The sequence below is a fragment of the Anaerospora sp. genome (genome assembly GCF_032013335.1).
Lineage (GTDB): Bacteria > Bacillota > Negativicutes > Sporomusales > DSM-15969 > Anaerospora.
Window position 1 is genome coordinate 141,885 of record NZ_DALZUO010000008.1, and the last position, 19,804, is coordinate 161,688.

Sequence of the window (19,804 nt, forward strand, 5' to 3'; positions counted from 1 at the left end):
CGTGTGCTTCGCAGCCTGCGTAAATGAGATTAGAATGAATATTTTACACCCATTGTGAAATGGCGTGAGGGCATGGGATAGTTGCCCTTATCGGTAGTTCCGCTCGAAACCAGTTCATATGTTTTATCACCCAAGTTATAGATATTGAAATATACCTTGGTGCTGTCATTTACTTTGTAATTAGTAGCTAAATTCCATACCCAGTAGCTGCTATCAACAAAGTGGCTGGTATTCCGTCCAGATGCGCTTTGTCCGTTAATATTCACGTTCCATTGAGCGTCAGTAAAGCCTACTTTGACACGGTATCCATTAGGTTGCCCGTTTTCAGGATCGATTGTATATCCTGCATTTGCTTCGTTGTTTTCAACATGCACATAGGAATAGCCAATGTCTGTATAGTACTTATCAGAAAGTTTATTGTGAATATCTAATTCGAATCCTCGTTTCTTTTGTTTGTCAATATTGCGAACCCAAGAACTATATGTGTTCGTAGCTGCATCATATACGGTTTCGCTCCAGTCGATAGCATCCGTTAATTTACTAATGAAATAATTAGCGCTGAGAGAGGTATTATTATTTAACTTCTTATTGACCCCTGCACTAATTACATGCCCCTTTTCAGGATTTAGATTAGGGTCACCGTTAAGTATCCATTTCCCGTCAGCGCCGTAATCATCAACAGAATTATAGTATAAATCATCTAAATTAGGTGCCTTAAATACTCTATTATACGAAACATATACATCGGTATTTTTGTCAGCGCTATAATTGACATTAAATTTAGGTGATATTTGTCCGCCAAATTTACTGTGATGATCATATCTCACGCCTGGGGTTACAGTTATTTTTTCCGTTACCGTATAAATATCCTGTAAATATATAGCACTATTAGTAACAGACTTATCTTGATAATTTATAGTGCCATCCCATTTTACGTTATTTAAGACTTCACCTTTCGTGATATCAATACCAGTAATTAACTTATTATCACTACTCAACTGCCAACCAGTCTGATATTCAAAACCTTGCGACCGGCTTTTATAGGTACCCGAAAAATCTTGATTATTATAATTACCGTACACTCGGAAAAAACCTGGTACATTCTGCTTTTGATTAAAATTATAAGCCAGCGCCCAATTATTAGATAAATGACTAGAAGCAAAATTGGATGGGTTCTTTACACCGCTAGGTCGTCCACCCTCATCATCAAAATGCTCAAAATTAAATGTTACCGACCGATTTTCATCAATCGTTTTATCTAACCGCAGAGTAACCCCTTGACCTTCAAACTTGCTATTTGGCCATTTATAGCTATCACCCTTGTTGCTGCCGGATGTTAACGCAGGATTAAGAACATTATATTTTGCATAATCCTGCGTTTTTCTATCTGCTGTAAAATACCAGCTAAGACCGTTCTCGCTTCCCTGCGTACTTAAGTTATAGTTGCGCTCTCCCCAGGAACCTGCCGACATGTCAAGTGTTGTCTTGGCTTCAGCTCCTTTACGGGTAATAATATTAATAACGCCGCCAACCGCATCCGAGCCATACAATGCCGATGCGCCGCCTTTAACAATTTCTATACGTTCAATGTTATCCATGGAAATAATGGAATTCAGATCTATAGAAGCACGTCCACTTCCGATTCCTTCAGGACGGCCGATTTTTCTTCCGTCAATCATAACGGTTACCCGTTCATCTCCATTGAGTCTTACTACTTCCGGCGCTCCTGGAAAACCGCCGGCAACACTGACGATTACTCCGTTAACATCACGGAGGGCATCACCTAGCCCTGTATAGTTGTTACTCTCCAATTGCTCCCGTGTAACAACAGTCACATTTGCTGCTGCTTTAGCTATAACGGTGGGCACCCGGTTCGCCGTCACTACTACCTGGTCAAGCGCAAACTCTTCCGGTTCTTCAGCAGCAAAGGCTGTTCCTGGAGCCTGCAACATCACTGCACCTGTTACCAACATGGCACACAGCCACGCATTCCGATTAGTTGTTCGGTTCATCTTTCTCACTTCCACTACCTGCCTTTCAAAATAAAAAACTCTTCTGAACGAACTTCAGAAGAGTAAGATAGGCATAAAATAACACCTATCATCTAATCCCCTCCCCATCGCTCGCGGGTCAAACGGTGATTGACATATAGGCAGTTCTCCTGGCTCCGGATCATCATTCGCCCAAGCCTTCCCAAGATAAAAATCCCAGTGGCATCAAGTGGGTCTACTCCCCATTACAGTGGCGGGACCGCGCCGGCATTACACCGGACTTCCCTATTAAGCCCTACGGCACCTATACCAACTTTTTCAATTATATGTAAATTATCCATTGTGCTTACTCATTTGTCAATACAGCTGTAATAATTTGTCCCTTCTAGCTCCAATATCCCATAAAAAAAGCCGCAAGGTCCGATTCATCTCAGACCTTGCGGCTTTTATTTCTATTAGCTGCAGCTTTTTATTGAAATTCCATAGACTCGAAAAATTGTTTCACTCGGAATACCGTTATCCAGCAAATAGACTAAATCTCCGTTCGTTAGCTCGGCAGGCTTCATAAACCGGGCCTTATCCACATCAATCCCATATTGAACGCACTCGACCGGTGTTGCCTTTCGTACAACACAAGCACTTGGTTCCTGCATCGGTAACGCCTCCACTTTTGGAATTGCGCGGGCGCTTGTTGCGCATGCTAAACGGATACCCATATGCTCTCCTCCTTGATTTACTCATCGTGTCCGATTCATAAAGTTAAAATATAATTGCTGTAAATTCTTTCTTATAGGATAATATTCGACAATACCTGCCAAATTTCATTTTGACAAAAGTCCGGTTATTCTAGGTCATTTGTCTTAATTTTTATGCAAATAATCTAGAGATTACTGCGAAGAAAAACAAGAACATACCAAAGCTTGTCTCATTGCAGCACAAGCTTTAGTCGATAAGTTGAGCAGTAATACGCTTCATCAGCTAGTAGTATACTTTTGCAGTCATTGTCAACAACTGCAAAAATATGCAGCTGTTTATAACTGCCAAAACCAGGAGTTAATGCTTTACTTTCCTAGCAGGATTAGATCAGCGTAAGGCGAAGGTATTAGCACGATAATATTCAGCGGGAGGCTTTTTTTATGAATGGCCTAACAGGTAAGTTACACACCTATCATGCTGTTATCGCATTATTATTGGCACTCACAGGTCTGGTATTACACAGCCAATTGTTCCGGGAGGAGTTTGCCTTCTTGCGAACTTACCTAAATAGTTTACATGTTGTCATAGGCTTGTTCTTTATGCTTACAGTAGTCGTGTATGTCCGGGCTATAGCTAACGCGCGCGAAAGCCTCGCCGGTAACATACGCTTGCAAGGCATTACGGTTGGGTGGCTAGTAATAAGTGTCGTATTATCTTTTACAGGCCTTTTATTGTTTTTTGCCATCGATCTATATAACCTTGCCGGTGTTGGCACACTCACCTTACATCGGTGGGCTGCTGTCTTTGGCATATCGTCCGGCCTTTACCATATAGCAACTAGTCTGTACAGTCAGCAGCACTGTAGCACAGCCGACAAGACTGCCGTCACAAACGGTCATAGCCTTCAGACCAGTAGGCGGTCTTTTATCCGCTGGTCCGCCGCGGTTGGCGCATTAGTTGGCGGTGGCGGACTAACTAAGTGGCTGTTTGGCCTGTCAACTAACACTGACTGGTCTGAAACAAACAAAAAATATAAGGATTGTAACAAGATGGTGCCTCAGCCGTCTCCCTCTCTGGGATCTCTGCCCCCAGTCGGGGGCGGCTACAAGGGAAACTTCGAAGTCTTCACCGTAACACCCATTCCCTGCGCCGACTCTGATACTTGGAAATTTACATTATCCGGTTTAGTGGATAACCCAATGAGTACAACCTGGAAAGGCTTTCTTGACCTGCCCCGAGTGGTCCAAGTCAGCAACTTCCATTGCATTACTGGCTGGTCAGTATATAACGTTACCTATGAGGGTATCGCGCTTGCCCAGCTACTGAACCTCGCTGGAGTGCAGGCAGCAGCAAAATATGTTAAATTTTATTCTGGCGACGGCGTATATACTAGTGCCTTAAGTCTGGATCAAGCACAGTCATCAGACGTTATGATTGCGGTTTTAATGGATGGCCAGCCTATTCCCTCCGACCTCGGCGGCCCAGCCCGGCTGCTTGTGCCGCAAATGTACGCCTATAAAGGTGTCAAGTGGCTTAATGCAATTGAATTAATCAGTGAACCGCATATTGGCTTTTGGGAAAGCAGAGGTTATGAAAATGATGCGTGGGTTAGAGGCCTGAAAAAATAGTCTCACTGCAGCAATAGAAATGCCCTCCTTTTGCACACTCTATTGCAAAAGGAGGGCATTATGGACTTATTTACTAAGCGTTAACGCAGTAATTTTAAAGCAGCTTCTTCCTCAGGTATACGCACTGCTATCAGCAATACTCCATTCGCAAGAGTCGCTACAGCAGCCGTTATCCAACAGCCGAATAACAAGGGAACTGCAGCTAATTCCAGAGCCACTGCTACGTAATTAGGATGGGGCAGATACCGGTAAGGTCCTTTCCGTATGGCAGTCGCGCCAGGTACAACCAGAATACGGGTATTCCAATAGTATCCCAGGCTATAGATGCACCAATACCGTAAAGACTGAGCGACACCAAAGAGAACTAGCCATACAGGCCACCAACCGCTAAGCTCCGGCACGCCGGCTAGTGCTTCTGTTATCCACCCTGCCATCCAGGCTCCATGAAGCAAAAAAAACAGCGGATAATGTCTGGCCCCATACTCTTTTGCCCCCAATGCAACAACCCACTGCCTGTTCCGCCTGGCCAGCGCCAGCTCAACAAGGCGCTGCACAACGAGAATTGCTGCAACACTGCCTATCAGCGCTTCTACCATTGAAATAATACCTGCTCGGCGCTAAAACCCGGGCCTAAAGCTAGCATTACACCATATTCACCAGTCGGCAAAGTTTCAGACATAAATTTGTCTAGCACAAACAATACGGATGCGCTGGACATGTTGCCATAGTCACGCAGTACCTGATAAGCACCCGACAATTTCTCAGCCGCCAGTCCCAGACTGTCGCTGTAGGCAGCTAATACCTTGGCGCCTCCCGGATGTGCAACAAAATGGCTCAGCTGACTTTGATCGATCCCCCATTGCGTGCAAGCTTGTTTGAGCAGATCGGGTAAATGCTCCCTGACAATAGCTGGTATATCCCGTGAGAAACGAACCTTTAGCCCCGTCTCAGACATGTCCCAGCCCATAATATCTTCCGTATCGGGAAAGAGGGTGCTGTAGCTGCCTAGCACTGCCGGTCCTTGCTGCTTAGGAACTAAAACAACCGCTGCTGCTCCATCACCAAAGATACTGGAACCAACAAGATTAGATTTAGAAAAATCATTCCTTTGAAAAGTAAGACTGCATAATTCAACTGCAACAAGTAATACCGGTTTTTGTGTGGTAGTCACCAACTCGGCTGCTCTAGCGAGGCCGGTTACCCCACCTGCGCAGCCTAACCCCCATAAGGGCAGCCGCTTTGTATGAGCAGACAGGCCTAACCTTTGGATCAGCTTGCTATCCAAAGTCGGGGTAGCAATACCAGTCGAAGAAACGAACAGCACCGCGCCAATGTCTCCTGGATTAATGTCAGCCTTGCTAAGTGCAGCAAGCGCAGCCTTTTCAGACAAATCAAACGCAATCTGCTCATATAAAGTATTGGCTTCAGAAAAAGTATGCTGCATTCGATACCATTCAAGGGGCTGCGCCAAATACCTCTTCTCAATTGAAGCGTTCTCAAAAACAGGCATTAATCGCTCCAGGTGAGGCAGGCCTTCGCGAAATAAGGCTGCCGCAAAATTGCGTATGTCATCCTGGCCTACCGGGTTTCCCGGCACAGCAGTTCCAACAGCAGCAATAGTAGGAATTGTCATGGATTGTCACCGCCACAATAAATTTGATATATAAACCTACCTTACCATATGAAAAATATGGAAGAAAAATTCCATCAAAAACGAATGTGAATTATCGAACTAAATAGACAACTAAGCACTTAGAGGTATATAATTTAGGAGAATAGATCCGGTAAGACCACCATACCACTTACATAGGGAGGGTATTAGCTTGGCAAAGTACAACCCGGTAACAGACGTGATTATCAAAGAATTGCAGACCATCATCGGTGAAAAGTACGTACTGACAGATGCTGACAAAATGGATAAGTATTCCCATGATGAAGTGACCGATCCTAAGTATGTAAAGATGCCGGAAGTCGTTTTGCTTCCTGCCTCGGCACAAGAAATTTCCCAAGTTATTAAACTGGCGAATCGCGAACACATTCCCATCGTTCCCCGTGGAGCCGGCACTGGTCTGGCAAGTGGTGCAGTACCTTTTAAAGGCGGTATCGTCCTTTCGTTAGAGAGAATGGATAAAATTCTTGAAATCGATACGGAAAACATGTTCATGACAGTAGAACCCGGCGCTACTACAGAAGCAGTACAGCAGGCAGCACGGGAAAAAGGCTTCCTCTATGCAGGCGATCCCTGCAGCGGCGACAGTTCTTTCATCGGCGGCAATGTTGCTACTAATGCCGGCGGCAATAAAGCAATCAAATATGGCACCACCCGCCAGCAGGTTAACGGAGTTGAACTGGTTACTGCTGAAGGTGATATTGTAGATTTGGGCGGAAAAACCAAAAAAGATTCTTCCGGCTATAACCTTACCCAGCTGGTGATTGGCTCTGAGGGGACACTGGGTGTTGTTACGAAAGCCATCCTAAAGCTTGTTCCACTGCCTAAAGGCGTAATTGATTTACTCGCTATCTTCCCGGATTTAACCACTGCTATCGGTATTGTTCCCAAGCTGATGGCTGCAGGCATTACTCCTACTTCTGTTGAGTTTATGGATAATGCAGCAATTAAATCGTGTGAGAAATTCCTCAACGAAAAACTGCCCCATAGCGACAATGGCTATTATATTATTATTCAGGTCGAAGGCGATAACGAAGATCTTCTTGATGATCAGGCTGTGATTATTGATGAGATGTGTACCGAAAACGGTGCTCTGAGTGTATTGGTAGCAGACCCGGCAAAAATCTGGAAAGCACGGAAGGTTTTTGCAGAGGCAGACCGAGCCCTTAGCCTCATCTTCTCAATGGAAGACTTAGTTGTACCGATGGACAAAATCCCCAGCGCTATTGAACAAATTAATTCGCTGGGACAAAAATATGGCGTATCTATTCACTGTGCAGGCCACGCTGCCGATGGTAATATTCACGCCAATCTGCTGAAAGAGCAGTTAAGTGATGAAAAATGGAATGAAATATTACCGGCTCTGCAGCAAGAGCTGTACACAATGGTCTATGAAATGGGCGGCAAACTCTCCGGTGAACACGGAATAGGCTATAAGCGGGTAAATCTGCTAGAGCAATTTGCCAGCCCTATCGAGCTGAAGATGATGCGAGCTATTAAAAAAGCTCTTGATCCTAACCTGATTATGAATCCCGGTAAAGTTTTTAATATGGAATAGAAAAAAGGCCTGTTTGGTGTAACCAAACGGGCCTTTTTCTTTAGGAAACATGAAACAAATCTTCTGCCGCAGTTCCCATCAAAAAAACTGCAATTTCTTCTTTTAATTGCTGCAGCCGCTGTGCATCTCTATCAGTAAGCAGTCCTGTATGAGATTGATACGCCAGTTCAATAAACTCAGCAGGCAGTAAGCCGTGTTTTAGCGTCAGAATTATTTTTCGCTCACCGTGAGTAACTTCAAAATAATATTTTCCACCTTTGCCGTCTGCTGCATCAGGTGCATCTTTATCCTGCACTGCCTGTTGGTCAACACGCAGTCGTCCCTGCGATTTTACACGGGTAGCCATTTCAAGGCCATCAATAATTCCCGGCCCATTCACTCCCAGGAGAATGCTGAACTTATCCCGGGAGGCAATATTTGATTCAGCAAAACTGTTTAAGCAACGCTGCAGAAGCTTAAATGCCATTGCAACACCAGCAATATAGGAGCGCCCATGATAGTTAACCATATTCTGATAGGTAATATCTAAAACAGTACCATTATCTTCAATAGGCAAAATCTGTTGCATTCGTACCACCTCATTTATTTTGCTCAAATCAATCTCAGCAGAAATAAAATCCAGCAAATCTAGTTTGCGGTCAAACCTCCGAAACAAAATTTGAGCAGCTGCATTTCTAGCTATCTCGTCTGACCTTTTTGCAATAACTGCCGGCAGTTCACCTGTCAGGATACGGTTATTCCCATCAGGGATTACGCCTGTACCCGTTCCTGTATTGCAGCCGTTAGCACAATTATATATTTCAATTAAAGTTGGCAGCTTGCCACCCTTCTTAACCTGCTCTGCATAAGCGGCTAAATAGGGATACGCTTGGTCCGTACCGGCTATCTTGATAAAGTGTCCATGAGGAATATGAGGCCTAATGCATTCGCTTACCCCACCGTAGCTCTCCAATGTTTTACCACGTCCTATACCGGCATCAGCGTAATTCACCGGAGCATAGGAGGCAAAGGAAATGTTGTGGTCTGCCAAATAGTTCTTTAGCTTAGCAATTGTAATATTATAGCTGACCATTGGCTCGGCAGTTGCCCGCATTTCGCCCCGTTTCGCAACGCAAGGTGACAAAAAGGCCAGCCTTTCCTTCAGTCCTTTGTATTTTTTCAAATAAATTGCTGTACATAATAGCGGACTGTATACTGGCATGAGCTGTGTTCTGAGCAGCGGCATATGCTGGTGGATATAACGGGAAACTGCCGCACAAGGTGAGGCAATAAAGCCACTGTGTGGATTTTTACGCAGCACTTCTACATAAGCCCATAACGTAATATCGGCTCTCAGCCCTACCCGGTGAAAAGAACGCACTCCTAACTGCCTGAGAAGTCCAAAAAGCTGTAGGTATTCAGGAAAATGTTGAGGAACTGCCGGTGCTGTCAGCAAGGAAATCGGTACACCTTTTTGTAGATCCTGAAAAAACCGCTCCGTATCATCCTGGTAGTCTATTGCTTGTGCAGGACAAGCGGATAAGCAGGCACCACAGTTAATGCAAGCTCTACTACCGGCAATAGCTTGTATGGAACGTCCGCCTTTCTTCGCTACAGGACATCCCGCAAGACAAGCATTACAGCCGGAGCACTGGTCATCAACGATGATATCTCCCGCTAATTGTGCAGCGGTTAGCTTTTCCATACACTAAGCCTCTTCAGTACAATAAAACACAAAATTCCGCCGCCCAGACCGGTAATTAACTGTGGCCAGCCCAGCATCATTGATAATGAGGTTGCCAGCTTGGCAGGTAACTGAACCCAATTAATTACCCAGGTTACCATCGCAAACATTGCAGCTGCTTTTGCCACTGCGGCCATTCCGATTGCAGGCCAGTAGCCAGTAAAACGATTACCCAGATAATAACCTAAAACATAAGCACTATTAGCGGCAGCTACAGGCAGGATGAATATTGGCAAAGGGAGGACTTGCTGAAGATAAGCAATTACCGGAGCAATTACGGCCAAGACGAGTGCCAATCTCCAGCTTGCCTGCTCCACGGCCAGCAGCAGACAGGCATTAACGGCACTACCAATAACAAACATAGAAACAAATGGCGGTACCGGCACAAATAATCGAATGGACTGAAAGATCAGCATAATTGCCAGCAGCAGTGCCGCCCTCGTCAGATGTTGATGCTTACGCACGATATCCCTCCTTGCAAACAGGCTATCACCCCGAGCCCGTCGGCCTGAGGTGATAGCTATTTTTTATAATGTAAATTGAATGCCGCCATGGATATAGGTGCCTAGCAAAGCAGCGTCCTCATCTTTTTTATTGAAGACATTGTCAACGCCCAGCATTATCTTACTGGTTGGAGCAATTTGTTTTGACAAGGCAACATTCCATAGCACAAAAGATTGGTTGGAAGTTCTCGAACCAGTATCAATTAGGTAACCACTATAGCCGTCCGCCCACAAATTGGCACTAAAGCCCTCCTTATCATTATAGGAAAGACGTGAAGTTATTTTATGCCGCGGCTGGTTTGTCAGCCTTATTCCAGCGCTATCATCTACTGCCTCTAAATAAGAATAACTGTTTGACCAGAACAATTTATCCCCTATCGGTCGAACGATCTCTGCTTCCACCCCCTGTAGGGTAGCTTTATTAATATTTTGGTACTTAAATTCACCTGATACTCCAGTTGGCTGCAAAGTAATCATATCACTAACCTTATTTGTAAAAACAGTAAATTTAGTAGTAGTAGTACCAAAATCCCGCTCTACCGACAAGTCGAAGGAATTAGAGGTTTCTGATTTTAAGTTAGGATTACCTTGCTTATCAGAATTATTTTGATATAACTGATTAGGAGTAGGGCTTCGGAAGCCTTTAGCAGCATTAAATTTAAAGCGCAAGTCATCTGCCGCCTTATAAGTAATACCCATTTTAGGACTTAAGCTGCTTTCGAATTTGTTGCTGTCATCGTAACGAAGCGACGTAATCATTAATACTTTCGGCGACATCATCCACTCATCTTGGGCATATGCTGCCAAGTAATTAAGAGTTGCTGTCGAGCCGCTCTTCCCACGGGAGGTAGTAAAAGTTCCTTCACCTGTAGCAACTGCTGTACCACGGAACTTCTCCGGTCGATATTCACCACCAAAAGTCATGGTATGTTTACTACCATATGTTTGTGTATAACGACCTTCAAAAGCCTTAAGGGTACGCTTTGCTTCAACATAACTTATCTTCGGCCCACTCGGAACTTTCAAGGTATTTGTCAATGGATTGAGAACATCAAGATTCTTATTCATTACCGCTTGATAGTAGCGGAAGAAAAGCTCTCCTTCTCCGGTTTTACGATTATAGCTAATAGATTGCTCGTTCCGGTCATTAAAGTCATGATTTTTTGTAAGCCCTTTTTGCACATATTCATTCGTATCCTCTTCACTATAACCCGCAGTCAATGACAACGACTCCTGCTCCGATAGCTTATAATCAACGCGAGCATTTATATTCTTACGGTTGCCAAAAGGGCTATAAGTAGAGCCATCTGACTTATATACAGCATTATTATCAATCGATGAGCCGGAAATCATAAACGAAGTTTTCCCTTGTACCCCGGAATCATAGGCAAAGTTATAACGCCCTGCTTCTCCATGACCACCAGTTAAAAAACCGTTATCGCTGCTCACGGTAAAGGATTGCTTGGTCGACTTCTTTGTAATAATATTGACGACTCCGCCCAGTGCTTCCGTACCATATAACGAGCTTACCGGCCCCCGGACAATTTCAATCCGCTCAATATTCTCCATCGATATGCGGTCAAGCTCATAGCTCTGATCAATCTCAGATACAATTCGCTTCCCATCAATTAGAATCATCGAATACTCCGAGCCAAAACCACGAATAGAAACTGCCTCTCTGGTAGGATGATTAGAAGCGCGAGTAATATTAACTCCGGTTGCAAAGCGCAAAACATCCTTGAGGGTACGCGCTCCCCTGGCCTCAATATCTTCTTTGGTGATTACCTGTACTGCCGAAGGGACATCCTTAACATTCATTTCCGTTTTAGTAGCAGTAACTACCACTTCCGGCAAGTCAAATTCTTCTGTACCTGCCTGGGCCTGTACCGCTGGCATGGTTAGCAGCAGCGCCAATACTGTAAAATAAGTGCTTTTCTTTGTTCCCATCTTCTGCCCCCTAATAATCATCACTTAACTGCCTGTACTATCCACTCATTATGCGATAACGATTATCATTCTCATTAATTATTAGTTTAGAAAACATTCACCATTTTGTCAATATATTCCTAAAACGGTAAGATGAATTCGCAAAAATAGGCAAGGCCCTGTGAGGACTTGCCTACTGAGACTTACCGATTCAATTCACTCGAAAGATTTTCCCTGGATTCATAATATTCTTAGGGTCAAGGGCCGTTTTCACCGCTCTCATTAACTTAAGCTCTACCGGATTCGTGAATTTCTCCATTAACTCTAGCCGCTTGTAGCCGATACCGTGTTCACCCGATAGCTTCCCGCCAATGGAATAGACAAACTCATAAATTTCTTCCTGTAATAAAGGCAGCTTTCGCTCCCACTCTTCCATTGGTACATCTTCCTTCAGGATATCGGCATGAACATTGCCATCTGCTGCATGAGCCACACAATGAATGGTCAGTTGGTAACGTTCGCCTAACTCGGCAAGCTTCTTCACTACATCGGCGATTGCCGCCACAGGCACCACAATATCTTCTGCTGAGAAAATAAGGCTCCGTGCCCGGTTAGCTTCACCAAACGATTTTCTGGCTTTCCAGATCTTCACGGGATCAGCTACCAGCACAAAACTCGCTCCATTAGCCGAGCATAACTCATCAATCTCAACACATTGATCTTCCAATGCGTCTTCACTATCACCTTCAATAGAGACAATGATATAGTTACCCGTATCGCTATGAGGCAATTTCTCATTTAAGTAGCTTTCACAGCACTGGATTCCCTTGTTATCCATAAATTCCACACTAACCGGTAAAATTCCCGACTGCAGGATTTTAGCAACAATAGCAATTGATGCATCAACACTGGGAAACACCGCTAATAAATCCATTACCTTTTGGGGCCGGGGCATGATTTTGATGTATACTTTCGTAATAATACCCAATGTTCCTTCAGAGCCAACGATTAGCTGAGCCAGATTGTATCCGGTCGCATCTTTTTTAACCTTGCCGCCTAAAGTAACAATGTCACCTTCAGCAGTAACAAGCTCAATGCCCAGCACTTGCTGGCGAGTTGTGCCATACTTGACGGCCTTTATACCACCGGCATTCGTGGCAACATTGCCTCCAATGAAAGAGCTATCTCCGCTGGAAGGCTCCCCAGCATACAAAAATCCCCGATTATGCGCTGCTTTTTGTACTTCACTGGTCCTGACACCAGGCTCAACGACCATTAGCAAATTCGCTTCGTCAACTTCCAGTATCTGATCAAGCCGCTCAGTGGATACCATAATACCGCCGCCAAAAGCAACTGCCGCACAGGCATAACCAGTACCGGCTCCACGGGGTATGATCGGCACTACCTCCCGATTGGCAAGCTTCACAATTGCAGCTATTTCAGTTGCAGTACCAGGCAAAACCAGCACTTCGGGATAACTCACATATTTGTCACCAGTTACGGCATCATGTGAGTAATCCTCCATTTTTTCCTTATCGGTAATGATATATTTTTCTCCCACTATCTGGCTTAACTCAGCTACAACAGCAGGTGTAACTTTACTGTATTGTATCATGCTGTTCATCCCGCTCCTTCCACACTACAAGCACAACTCTATTTAAGCATCCGCTAACCCTAAATCCAGCAAATTACCAGCTTCGTCAAATCCCAGCTCTTGTGACTCACTAAGCAAAGTGACACCAGGCAGTTTCAGGGCTTCTTCGAGTAGCGCTTCTGAAATCTGCAATTTTCCCAAATGCAGAGTATCGGCAATCCTTACGACTCTTGCCTTACTCTGATCTTTAGCATTACAAGTCTTAATTGCTGCAAGCAGGGCATCCTGATCACATTCTAAAATTGTCGGCATATGAGTTGGCCCGACAACGGTTGAGGTTAACCCATTTGCATATGTCATTGGAAAGTTAGTCTTATTGACTAAACGGCGCGTAGCAAAATCAGCCGTACCCATGCCATTGGCATTACCGTGGGTCCGCTCCGTCAAATCGAGAACAACCATTTTAGCAATTTCCGGTCCACCCGTAGCATAAGGTGTGGGATATCTGCCGGTTATGTTCGGGTCCATTCCGTCACCGGAGATGTCTTTACCGATCCGGTCAAGCACTAGCACATCGATTTGCTTAAACGGCAGGCTGGCCATATTTGCCTTAGCTTCCAGCAGTAACTGGCGATCTATTTCAATGAATTCCTCTGGCGCTGCAGCAGCAATTTTGATAATTTGATCATATGCATTCTCGACAGTTGCAATTCCAAATAAGATTTTATTTGTTGCTAGAATCTGCTCTGCCATGAGAACAATATGCTCTGCCATATACTTAAAGCTGTAGGCATGGCATGCTTCTGCCCCTTTTTGCTTGCCCAGGCCAATTGTGAGCATCTTAACAATACCGCTCTCGTTGTTACCCCGGAATGCGGTGTGAGGCTTAACCCGGTTTAGTACCACAATGCCATCGGCTTCAAAAGCGTGCTTGTCCATGTAGACGGGTAAACCATTTGCCAAGCGACCGATTTCCACAACTTCCATGGATGACACAATCGGACACCCTGCACTCTCCGGTGTAACGCCCAAATTAGCTAGCACGTCTTCCTGCCCCTCAGCAGTAGCGCCACCGTGACTGCCCATGGCAGGTATGACAAAAGGCTTTGCTCCCAGCCGCTTTAATTCGCTGACAATCCCTTGTACTAGTATTGGTAAATCCGCTAATCCTCGGCTCCCTACCGTAACGGCAATACGCATCCCCGGACGGACACGCTCGGAAATCATGCTTCTATTTAATTCCTTGCGCAATGATCCGGCAACATCGACTAAGCGATTTGACGGAAAAACTTGGCTAATGGTCGCCATTTTAGGCAAAGGAACATCTTTTAACAATTCTTTGATAACATCCACGCCTGGTACCCCCTAAAGTAAAAGAAAATTTACGTCTATACCTTACATTTTTCTTTACCTGCAGGCAAAGTCCTGCTAATTTGCAAGCGAATACCGCATAACCGGGCAAGTACTTAGCAGGACTTTTCCTATTATTTCTAGAATCGACAAAAAACTACGTTAAATTACAATATTTAAAATTATCTTTGAGGAGGGCTACTACACGTTGAAAATTGGACAGAAAATTTGGTTATCACTCATTACCATCTTATGCCTATTGCTTGTTATTGCTTGTTATTCTGTTTGGTCAGCAATTACGGTTGAATCAAGTATTACCACCATTCAGGCAACCAATACCAGAGCAATCACTTCCGCCAGAGCAGAAAATGAATACACCGGCGCAGTATTGGAAATTAGACGCTACATAGCCGAAGGCGACGAGAAGTACAGTAAGAACTTTGAGGAAAAACTTAATTCTGTAATCGCTCTTGAAAACCAGTTGCTTGCCTTAACTCCTGCTAATCAGCGCAGTCAGGTGGAAAAACTGATTAGTGATACTGAACAATATCGCAATGGTGTTGTTTCCCGCTTAATCCCTCTGCTTCGGGAGCAATTTGGTCAAAAGCTCGCCGGTAATGCGGAAAAAGCAGCTTTAGCCGGCCAGCAAAGCGCTGCAGTAACTCGCGAATTGACTCCCTTTGCCCAGTCTATTCAAAAGACGCTTAATGCCAGCGTGGATGAAAACTCAAAAATGGCAAGCAATGAAGTAACACGGGTAAACAGTGATGTAGCTGCAGGCGTCAAATTCTCGGTAATTTTAGGTCTTTGTGCTACTGTCTTGGGATTAGTAATGAGCTATTTCCTGACCAAGCAGCTCACTACCCCCATTCGAATTGTTACTGATGAAATCAATACAATGGCCTCAGGTGACTTTACCGCAGAACAAAATAAAGAACTAAGCATTCGCCGTGACGAGTTCGGCCAGGTTGCCCAGTCACTATCGCAAATGCGGATAAATTTGAAACAGCTTCTCCTGACTATTCAGGAAAAATCAGAGCTTCTGTCAGCCGCTTCAGAGCAGCTGCAGGCTAGCGCCGAACAATCTGCACTAGCGTCCACTCAGGTTGCAAACTCGATTGTTGAGGTTGCAGGCGGAGCACAAACTCAATCCCAGGCAGTCGAGCAAACCTTAGTACAAGTTGATCAAACTGCCAGTGATGTTGTGTCAGCTGCCGCCAATGCCCAGGAAGCCAACGATCTCTGCGAAACAGCTGCCAACGCAGCCGATAAAGGCGGCACGCTTGTGGACTCTGCACAAAGTCAAATGGACAATATCAACCAGACTGTTCAATCTTCTGCTCAGGTAGTCGGCAGATTGGGCGAACGTTCCGTTCAAATCAGCGAAATAGTCGATACGATTACCGAGCTTGCTGAGCAGACTAATTTGCTGGCGCTTAACGCGGCAATTGAAGCGGCACGCGCCGGTGAACAGGGACGTGGCTTTGCCGTTGTTGCCGACGAAGTAAGAAAGCTTGCTGAAAAATCAGCAGAAGCAGCAAAGCATATTGCGCAATTAATTAAAGAAATCCAATCAGAAACCAATCAAGCTGTTACAGCCATGAACAGCGGAACTGCTGAAGCTAAAAGAGGGGCTCAGGTTGTCTCTGAAGCTGGCGCAGCTTTTCATGATATTGCACAAATGATTGCCACTATTACCGCCAAAGTAACGGATATTACACAAACGACTAATCAATTGTCGATCGGCAGCCAAGCAATTGTGACAGCTGTCCAAAGCATTGATACCATTACTAAATCAACCTCTGCCGAAACACAAAGTGTATCGGCGGCAACAGAAGAACAAACTGCTTCTATGCAGGAAATTGCCGCAACCAGCCGTACATTATCGATGATGGCTGAAGAACTGCAAGGAGACATTCGCAAATTTAAGGTTTAATAGATTTTTTAAAAAAAGACGTAAGCTTGGCGCCTAGCCCTTCCGGCATAGGCACATGCTTACGTCTTTCTCATTCACTTTCAGCGTCTCAGCCGTTGATCAACAATGGTCCAGTCTAAATTACGGAAAAAAGCATCAATATAGTCTTTGCGGTCAAGGCCATAGTCCAGCATATAAGCATGCTCCCAAACATCCATTACCAAGAGCGCAGAGCCGCCGCTGGGATGTCCGACATCATGTTCATTAATCCAAAAATTAATTAGTCTCCCTGTCGCATTGTCTCTGTATAGCACTGCCCACCCAATACCTCGCATCATTCCAGTAGCTCTAAAATCCGCTTGCCAGAGTGCCAGACTGCCAAAGTTAGCTTCAATCCGTTCTGCTAAATGACTTTCATCATCTACTTCTCCATTACCGCCCAGATTGGCAAAGTAATATTCATGGAGTCTCATCCCGTTGTATTCCCAGCCTAACCGCCTTTTTAGCTCGGCATATTCCGGTGTAGAGCCTTTTCCTTCCACTATTAGATCTTTTAACGTTGCCAAAAGTAAGTTCGTGTTTTTTACATAGCCTTCATATAATGTAAAATGATTTTTCAGTAAGCGGTTACTGAAACCCTCCAACCCTAAGAGATGAGAATAATCTTTTACCTTATAAACCACAATAGTAACCTCCTTTCAATTACACTATTATTTTATGTGCTGCCACACTTACTGAACCCTTTATTGAAAAAAATACCAGGTGGCAGTATGATAGAGTTAGCAACTATATAAAGTGAGGTGCTCAAAACTTGAAAATCGGCAAAGACTTCATGGAGAAGACGAAGCATCGCCACCTGGAGCAATCCGATCAGTCATTAGGAAAACCTCAACCATCACTTGAGCTTGAGTATGACTCGGCTGCGCAGCTTATTAATCTGCCACTGCCGCAAGACCTGCAAATTGATTCACTTGATATTAGTACTGCTATTCAACAGCGCCGGTCCATCCGGAAATATACTGGAGGACATCTTTCTATTGCTGAACTGTCACATCTTTTATGGTGCACGCAGGGTGTGCAAAAGGCACTGCCGTCTCATTCGCTTCGCACAGTTCCTTCTGCAGGTGCCCGCCATGCCCTTGAAACATGGCTGGTCATCAATAATGTGAGCGGAGTACAGCCCGGGTTGTATCGTTTTGTGGCAAGCAAACACCAATTAGCCCTTATTACCCATTCTATTGATAATGATATTGCTGATCAAGTAACCAGCTACTGCTCTAATCAGTCCTTTATTAAGACAGCAGCCGTGCTCTTTATCTGGGTGGCAGTTCCTTATCGGATGAGCTGGCGCTACGGTGAGCGGGCCTACCGCTACCTGCATCTGGATGCCGGGCATGTCTGCCAAAATCTTTATTTGGCGGCTGAAAGTATTGACGCCGGGGTCTGCGCCATTGCCTCCTATGACGATGATCAATTGAACACCTTTCTTGGCCTTGATGGGGAAAGCGCTTTTGCAATCTATCTGGCCACCGTAGGCCATAAATAATACATATAGATGGAGAAAAAAACGATGTCTACCGAAGCAAGCAACCGCTATACAATTCCTTTTACGCCTTTAGAAGAGCGTATTTCTCAGGAGATGCCTCATCTGTCAGAAGCCTTAGACGCTTTACGTATTGCAATAGGTCCAGCCGATTTTGATAAATATATCAATTCGCTCGCCTCCCTGCGCAAAGTGGACGATCAGTTATTGCTAATTACCAGAAAAGAAATGTATCGGTCCGTAATCACCAGCCGCTTTCTTCCGGCAATCAAAACTGCTTTTGCAGTAAGCTTTATTCGCATTGTAAATCAATAAACCATCATAACGAAAAAGCAGTGGCCAACGCCACTGCTTTTTCTGCATTTATTGCTTTTGAGACTTAATGAGGTCAAGAATACCTGTTTCTTTTACTGTTTTAGTAAGTTTCTTATTATCCTGTTGCCACTGCATAGCGGTATTTTGCGGGTCAAGATATTCTACATGCAGACCTAGACTCTCGATATCCGATACAATCTCAGGGTCTGTGATTATTGCTTTAAATCCATTTGACAACTTGTTTTTTACTTCGACAGGCAGTTCTTTAGGCGCCGTCACTCCAAACCAGAGATTAAAAACAATATCTAATCCTTCTTCTTTAAATGTTGGTATATTTGAAAAGACAGGATCAGCTATTCGCTTATCAGAAGTTACTGCTAATACTTTCACTGTTCCACTTTTAATATGTTCTTTTACCATAGCCGGAGAAACAATAGCTATTTGAATATGCCCTCCCAGCAAAGCTGCCATTGCTTCTGATCCACCGCGAAATGGAACCTGTTCCAGAGAAACATTTGCCGTCTTACCCAAAACTTCTCCAATAACATGACCTAATGATCCGGTACCCCAATGCCCAAATTTAATTTCACCGGGATACTGGCGGGCATAATTAATGAGCTGATCTATATTTTGCCAAGGCTGACTCCCCTGTACAGCAATAACAAAAGGTGATGGTGCAATTTGAGCTATCGGTTCTAATGCGGTCATATAATTATATTTTGCTACCCCATATATCGGTTGCAATACCAAATCTATTCCACTCATACCAATTGTATATCCATCTGGATTTGATCCTGCTATTTCGTTCCATCCTATGGTTCCTGACCCACCTGCTTTATTGACAATTATTAAAGGCTGGCCTAAATGCTTTAATGCTCCTTTCTCCATTATTCGAGCAAGAACATCCAAACCGCTTCCAGCACTAAAAGGGACAATTACGGTAATTGGTCTTTCCGGATATTGGGGAGCTACGGGTACTTTAACAGTTTGCATACTTGTACAACCTCCTATTATTATTGACATTAATAAACATACTAATATCCACGTAACCGTTTGTTTACGCACTTTTCTCCTCCTCTAACAGGCTACTGCTTCTGTGCTTTTATCAGATCTAAAATACCCGTTTCTTTTACTGTTTTACTTAATTTCTGATTATCATCTTGCCACTTCTTAGCTGCATCTTTAGGCCCTGAATAATCCAATTGGTACCCCATATCTTCAATGCTCTTCCGAAACTCAGGTGTAGCCATAATATTTTTAAGACTCTCAGCCAGTTTATTTTTTATTTCTAGGGGTAACTCTTTGGGACATGCAACTCCAAACCAACTGTTAAAAACAATATCTAATCCTTGTTCTTTAAAGGTTGGTACTTGTGCAAACACTGGGTCATTTA

The 19,804-nt window shown here is 44.3% G+C and carries 17 protein-coding genes and 1 riboswitch; of the genes, 5 read left to right on the top strand and 12 right to left on the bottom strand.

The genetic code is table 11. The annotated features are described in order from the left end of the window. Positions 1-29: 29 nt before the first annotated feature. Together RTR76_RS09175 and RTR76_RS09180 are read right to left on the bottom strand one after the other, a co-directional pair. Positions 30-2,012: a TonB-dependent receptor gene (locus RTR76_RS09175; protein WP_312519606.1), complete on the bottom strand. Its 1,983-nt coding sequence runs from the start codon at positions 2,010-2,012 to the stop codon at positions 30-32. 121 nt (positions 2,013-2,133) lie between these two features. After that, positions 2,134-2,314: riboswitch (cobalamin riboswitch) on the bottom strand. A gap of 132 nt (positions 2,315-2,446) precedes the next feature. Continuing rightward, positions 2,447-2,707, bottom strand: a complete 261-nt coding sequence (locus RTR76_RS09180) for a hypothetical protein (protein WP_312519554.1) — start codon at positions 2,705-2,707, stop codon at positions 2,447-2,449. Positions 2,708-3,127: 420 nt separating this feature from the next. Between RTR76_RS09180 and RTR76_RS09185 the strand changes: the two genes are divergently transcribed. Beyond that, the gene (locus RTR76_RS09185) at positions 3,128-4,315 is read left to right on the top strand and encodes a molybdopterin-dependent oxidoreductase (RefSeq protein ID WP_312519557.1); all 1,188 of its coding nucleotides are present in this window, start codon (positions 3,128-3,130) and stop codon (positions 4,313-4,315) included. Positions 4,316-4,395: 80 nt separating this feature from the next. Here RTR76_RS09185 and RTR76_RS09190 read toward each other — a convergent pair whose 3' ends face one another. Further along, positions 4,396-4,911 carry an isoprenylcysteine carboxylmethyltransferase family protein gene (locus tag RTR76_RS09190; protein ID WP_312519560.1) on the bottom strand — a complete coding sequence of 172 codons (516 nt, stop codon included), beginning with the start codon at positions 4,909-4,911 and terminating at the stop codon, positions 4,396-4,398. Then, positions 4,905-5,948 (bottom strand): 3-oxoacyl-[acyl-carrier-protein] synthase III C-terminal domain-containing protein, encoded by a 1,044-nt coding sequence (locus RTR76_RS09195; RefSeq protein ID WP_312519563.1) that lies wholly within the window; start codon positions 5,946-5,948, stop codon positions 4,905-4,907. The genes RTR76_RS09190 and RTR76_RS09195 overlap by 7 nt, the downstream gene beginning before the upstream one ends. 190 nt (positions 5,949-6,138) lie before the next feature. Here RTR76_RS09195 and RTR76_RS09200 point away from each other — a divergent pair, with 190 nt between their 5' ends. Then, complete coding sequence (locus RTR76_RS09200; RefSeq protein WP_312519566.1) at positions 6,139-7,542, top strand: FAD-binding oxidoreductase; 1,404 nt, start codon at positions 6,139-6,141, stop codon at positions 7,540-7,542. Between the two features lie 40 nt (positions 7,543-7,582). Here the strand turns inward: RTR76_RS09200 and RTR76_RS09205 are convergent, their stop codons facing one another. From RTR76_RS09205 to RTR76_RS09225, 5 genes are all read right to left on the bottom strand, one after another. Next, positions 7,583-9,226 carry a [Fe-Fe] hydrogenase large subunit C-terminal domain-containing protein gene (locus RTR76_RS09205; RefSeq protein ID WP_312519569.1) on the bottom strand — a complete coding sequence of 548 codons (1,644 nt, stop codon included), beginning with the start codon at positions 9,224-9,226 and terminating at the stop codon, positions 7,583-7,585. Further along, positions 9,214-9,729 carry a hypothetical protein gene (locus RTR76_RS09210; RefSeq protein WP_312519572.1) on the bottom strand — a complete coding sequence of 172 codons (516 nt, stop codon included), beginning with the start codon at positions 9,727-9,729 and terminating at the stop codon, positions 9,214-9,216. The genes RTR76_RS09205 and RTR76_RS09210 overlap by 13 nt, the downstream gene beginning before the upstream one ends. Positions 9,730-9,792: 63 nt before the next feature. Then, positions 9,793-11,715, bottom strand: a complete 1,923-nt coding sequence (locus RTR76_RS09215) for a TonB-dependent receptor domain-containing protein (RefSeq protein WP_312519574.1) — start codon at positions 11,713-11,715, stop codon at positions 9,793-9,795. Positions 11,716-11,905: 190 nt separating this feature from the next. Then, the gene (locus RTR76_RS09220; RefSeq protein WP_312519577.1) at positions 11,906-13,318 is read right to left on the bottom strand and encodes an FAD-binding oxidoreductase; all 1,413 of its coding nucleotides are present in this window, start codon (positions 13,316-13,318) and stop codon (positions 11,906-11,908) included. Positions 13,319-13,351: 33 nt separating this feature from the next. After that, positions 13,352-14,641, bottom strand: coding sequence for a lactate racemase domain-containing protein (locus RTR76_RS09225; RefSeq protein ID WP_312519580.1), 1,290 nt, complete (start codon positions 14,639-14,641; stop codon positions 13,352-13,354). 205 nt (positions 14,642-14,846) lie between these two features. Here RTR76_RS09225 and RTR76_RS09230 point away from each other — a divergent pair, with 205 nt between their 5' ends. Beyond that, positions 14,847-16,574, top strand: coding sequence for a HAMP domain-containing methyl-accepting chemotaxis protein (locus RTR76_RS09230; RefSeq protein ID WP_312519582.1), 1,728 nt, complete (start codon positions 14,847-14,849; stop codon positions 16,572-16,574). An 80-nt stretch (positions 16,575-16,654) separates the two neighbouring features. On the opposite strand, the gene RTR76_RS09235 is transcribed toward RTR76_RS09230, so the two are convergent. Further along, positions 16,655-17,236 carry a Fe-Mn family superoxide dismutase gene (locus RTR76_RS09235; RefSeq protein WP_312519584.1) on the bottom strand — a complete coding sequence of 194 codons (582 nt, stop codon included), beginning with the start codon at positions 17,234-17,236 and terminating at the stop codon, positions 16,655-16,657. Positions 17,237-17,364: 128 nt separating this feature from the next. On the opposite strand from RTR76_RS09235, the gene RTR76_RS09240 reads away from it, so the two are divergent. Together RTR76_RS09240 and RTR76_RS09245 are read left to right on the top strand one after the other, a co-directional pair. Beyond that, positions 17,365-18,099, top strand: coding sequence for a SagB/ThcOx family dehydrogenase (locus tag RTR76_RS09240; protein WP_312519586.1), 735 nt, complete (start codon positions 17,365-17,367; stop codon positions 18,097-18,099). 24 nt (positions 18,100-18,123) lie between these two features. Beyond that, positions 18,124-18,411: a hypothetical protein gene (locus RTR76_RS09245; protein ID WP_312519588.1), complete on the top strand. Its 288-nt coding sequence runs from the start codon at positions 18,124-18,126 to the stop codon at positions 18,409-18,411. A gap of 48 nt (positions 18,412-18,459) precedes the next feature. Here the strand turns inward: RTR76_RS09245 and RTR76_RS09250 are convergent, their stop codons facing one another. Together RTR76_RS09250 and RTR76_RS09255 are read right to left on the bottom strand one after the other, a co-directional pair. Beyond that, positions 18,460-19,404, bottom strand: a complete 945-nt coding sequence (locus RTR76_RS09250) for a tripartite tricarboxylate transporter substrate binding protein (protein WP_312519609.1) — start codon at positions 19,402-19,404, stop codon at positions 18,460-18,462. A gap of 92 nt (positions 19,405-19,496) precedes the next feature. Next, on the bottom strand, positions 19,497-19,804 hold a 308-nt coding region (locus RTR76_RS09255), incomplete at its 5' end, for a tripartite tricarboxylate transporter substrate-binding protein (RefSeq protein ID WP_312519590.1).

Coding starts and splice junctions, on each gene's coding strand:
- RTR76_RS09190 (WP_312519560.1), bottom strand. CDS start 4,911: ATGGTAGAAGCGCTGATAGGCAGTGTTGCAGCAATTCTCGTTGTGCAG.
- RTR76_RS09185 (WP_312519557.1), top strand. CDS start 3,128: ATGAATGGCCTAACAGGTAAGTTACACACCTATCATGCTGTTATCGCA.
- RTR76_RS09250 (WP_312519609.1), bottom strand. CDS start 19,404: ATGCAAACTGTTAAAGTACCCGTAGCTCCCCAATATCCGGAAAGACCA.
- RTR76_RS09175 (WP_312519606.1), bottom strand. CDS start 2,012: ATGAACCGAACAACTAATCGGAATGCGTGGCTGTGTGCCATGTTGGTA.
- RTR76_RS09215 (WP_312519574.1), bottom strand. CDS start 11,715: ATGGGAACAAAGAAAAGCACTTATTTTACAGTATTGGCGCTGCTGCTA.
- RTR76_RS09180 (WP_312519554.1), bottom strand. CDS start 2,707: ATGGGTATCCGTTTAGCATGCGCAACAAGCGCCCGCGCAATTCCAAAA.
- RTR76_RS09195 (WP_312519563.1), bottom strand. CDS start 5,948: ATGACAATTCCTACTATTGCTGCTGTTGGAACTGCTGTGCCGGGAAAC.
- RTR76_RS09220 (WP_312519577.1), bottom strand. CDS start 13,318: ATGAACAGCATGATACAATACAGTAAAGTTACACCTGCTGTTGTAGCT.
- RTR76_RS09205 (WP_312519569.1), bottom strand. CDS start 9,226: ATGGAAAAGCTAACCGCTGCACAATTAGCGGGAGATATCATCGTTGAT.
- RTR76_RS09245 (WP_312519588.1), top strand. CDS start 18,124: ATGTCTACCGAAGCAAGCAACCGCTATACAATTCCTTTTACGCCTTTA.